This is a genomic window from Areca yellow leaf disease phytoplasma (assembly GCF_041920595.1).
Genome location: NZ_CP169277.1, coordinates 257,464 through 260,930, shown reverse-complemented (window position 1 = coordinate 260,930; position 3,467 = coordinate 257,464). Strand labels below are relative to the sequence as shown.

1 protein-coding gene and 1 tRNA gene are annotated in these 3,467 nt (G+C 27.2%); both read left to right on the top strand.

Annotated features, from left to right (window positions below):
• Nucleotides 1-667: 667 nt before the first annotated feature.
• Nucleotides 668-874: a hypothetical protein gene (locus ACEW7V_RS01485; protein WP_374695652.1), complete on the top strand. Its 207-nt coding sequence runs from the start codon at nt 668-670 to the stop codon at nt 872-874.
• 1,076 nt (nt 875-1,950) lie between these two features.
• A tRNA-Leu gene (locus tag ACEW7V_RS01480) sits at nt 1,951-2,032 on the top strand.
• Nucleotides 2,033-3,467 lie beyond the last annotated feature (1,435 nt).

The following is a 3,467-nucleotide window of genomic DNA, read 5'->3' as shown; positions in this document are numbered from 1 at the left end:
CACAGTTTCGGTGAAATAAAAAATGTAAAAGCCAAAACTTTCTTGTTACTTCTAATATTATTTATACATGGGATACCGGAGACCAAAAAGTACCAGGCAAATAAACAATACATCATCAGCTAAAAGTGGTTTCCTAGCTCTGGTAGAGTTTAAGATGAAAAGTTCTTTATTTGACGCCGTTGCTTTAGGAAAGTTATTTCGGCGTCGCGTCGTTTTTAACGAGCCTTTCGATTTATTTTTTTTATTTGATTGTCTATTTCAAGGTATTTATTTTTGTTGTTTTGCGGTTTTTTCTGGGGGCTCCAAATTTTGCTTCATTTGTAATTAATTTAAATCGCATAGAATTTGTCCATTTTCTTTGATTCTTATTTCCTTAAAATATCCCTTAAACCTGAGGAAAAATAGAATATTTTGAATCATCAAAATATACTAAGTCATCTTCTTATACATCTACAGTCAACTACATATCTATTGGCTAGGCCATCTGATTTTCTCCTAACAGCCTGGAGGGTGATCAAGGTTGTTTTTAACATGTGATTTGATATCGCCTTTATTTGTTATTTCATCTTCAATCAAATGATTGAAGATGAAATAACAAAATAAAGATGATATCAAATCACATGTTAAAAAAACAACGAATTAACTAGTCCTCCTGCATGTTTTCAAGATGTTTTTACAAGGAAAATCAGATATTTTTGTAATAGATAGTTATTTGGCTAGATGTGCTTGTCAAAAAGAAGATGACTTAGTATATTTTGATATGACCTCAGATGATTCAAAATATTCTGTTTTTCCTCAAGGTTTAGGGATATTTTTGCCTCTTAAAGGAGAAAAAAGAAATCCGAAGCCTAGAACAAGAAAAACATTTAAATAATTTTAAGTGCGATTTAAAAATTAGTTACAAAAGAGGAAAACCAAAGTTTACAAGACATTATAGATTTAAAGGAAAAACGTAAAAATTTAACAAAAGACAACGATAAATACAACCAAATAGACAATCAAATAAAAAAAATAGAAAGTGAATCAGAAACAAGATTAAAAACATTTTTTGACAAATCATTAAAGAAATGCTTTCTAAAAGCACTACTTGGCATCAAATAAAAGAAACTTTTCCATCTTATCTAGAAGGGCTTTTAAAAAACCACTTTAATTTTAGCTATTGGATAGTCTTATTAAAGTATTTTTTATTTGCAATTTCATATACTTTAATTAAAAACTTCAATCCCATAATAAAAATAATATTAAATATTAACAAAGGAACAACTTATTTTTTAGATACTTTGTTTTTTTATTTTAATAAGGAATTCCTGTTCAAGCAATGCTTGTTTTTTATGGTATTGGTTATCTTTGCAAAGATCTTTTGAAATTAAACGTTTGTATGCAGGTCTTTTTGTTTTAGTACTCTAATTCTTTGTAAAACATTAATGTGATTTTAATGCAGAATATCAAATTTTTAGATAAAGGACAAATTGAAGCGGCATTGAGTTTGGGAATGAGCCAAAGACAAGTTTTTCTCTATTGTTTTCCCCAAACTTTGAAAAAGATCAGTGCCTTTTATTATCCAACAATTCATCAAAAACATTAAAGATAGTTCTTTTTTTGCTATGATAAGGCTTCTCTGAGTTAACTTTAGTAGCTAAAAATAATACTGGAGTGACTTTTAATCCGATCTTGCCTTTTGCTATGATAACTGGTTTTACTTAAGTATCATTGTTATTACTAATTTATTAAACAAAATATTTACCTAAATATCCTTCATAAATAAATAATTTTTCTTAAGTTTTTAACACGAAACCTGATAAAGATAAATAGCTAATGTGGCGGTCTTTTTTGGGTGCTTGAGCATGTAAATATTATTTTTGGTTTATGATTTTGAGAAAAAAACAAAAACCCAAAATAAAGGCAATTATAATATATAAGTATGATATTTTTATCATTTAAAACAAAAAAGCTGATGTGGCGGAATGGTAGACGCACTTGACTCAAAATCAAGCGAGTAATACTCATGTCGGTTCGAGTCCGACCATCAGTATATTCAATTTATTTTTATTTATAATTGCATCTATGAAAAGAAATAACAAATAAAAAATTGCATATTTTGTTATTATTATTATTATTGTTTTGATGGACATTTAAAAAACGATTTGAAACACTTAATTTTGATTTCTTGCCTCTTTCTTGCCTCTTTTCCCAATCAACTATTAGGTTGGTATTTATTATGTCTACTCATTCATTTTAAACAATTTATCAAACAAAAAGGTTTTTGCAAAAAATATTTTCAAAATCCTCTAAGTAAAAAAAAATATCAGTTTGCCAAAAAAAGCCCAAAATGGGTTTTACAAATCACATTTAAACATTTACCTTTAGTTTGTGATTTAGCATTTTTTTAGAACAATTACTCCAGAATTAACTATTTTATTGAAAAAACAAGCGCAAACCAAGCCTAATTTCCCCAAATTGAATACCACATCGATTTTGAAAATTGGGATTATCTAGAAATCTTTGGCAGAAAAGTTATTTTTAATTATATTATAACCAAGCCAGTTTAATAAAAAAATATCATGATTTAGATTATTTTGCATTCAAAATCACCAATAATTTTTCAAAACGGCAAATTTATCATTTTTTGTAAATCCTAATGCATTTAAATGTTTAAATAAAAAAATGGGACTTCTTCAAGATTATTTTTCTAAATTTTATGGTTTTAAAAATGAATTTATCTTATCAACAGATAGAAAAATTTATATCAATAGAGAAAAAAATCCACAAATATTGAAATCGAAGAATTGCAACAAAATCCGAATCATCAAACCAACTCCAACCAACAAAATCAAGAAAAAATCCAAATAACAAATCAAATCCAACTTCTCAAACCGATCAAAAAAACAAGCAAAAACAACACCCCAAGCAAAAGCATATAATCATAATAAAGGAGTTTATAATAGCAATTCTAAAATGACAACTAAAGATACAAAAATAAAGATCTTCCTAAAAATAAAAAAAAAGAGCTGGAAGAATTCAACCGTCAAAATCCCAATACTTATGTAATTGTTGAAGGTTTTGACTCATCCTATCAAAGAAGCTAATTTTCAGTATTCTTATTTAAAATTTGTTATAGAAAAGAAAACGACAATGATTTTCCTATCGAAAATAAAGATGCTATTTTAATTCAAAAAAAAGTGTCCAAAGATGAAAAAGGAAACTGTAATTTTTAAAAAGCCAATTACCAAACTGGACAATAATTATTTAGATACAGCTCGAATTAATTATAATTGCTTGGGACGATGTTAATTTAATGATGACACAATACGAAACCTAGAATCAGATTCAATTTTCGCCTTCATTAATCCATGAACTTGGGTTTCAAGGCAAAAAAAGAATTGAATTTCACACTCACACTAAAATGTCTAATTTAGACGCTATTAATAGTGCCAAAGAATATTTACAAAATAGCAGAGCAATACATG

What these genes read in the sequence shown, in the direction of transcription:
- ACEW7V_RS01485 (WP_374695652.1), top strand. Translation starts at nt 668, where the DNA reads ATGTTTTTACAAGGAAAATCAGATATTTTTGTAATAGATAGTTATTTG.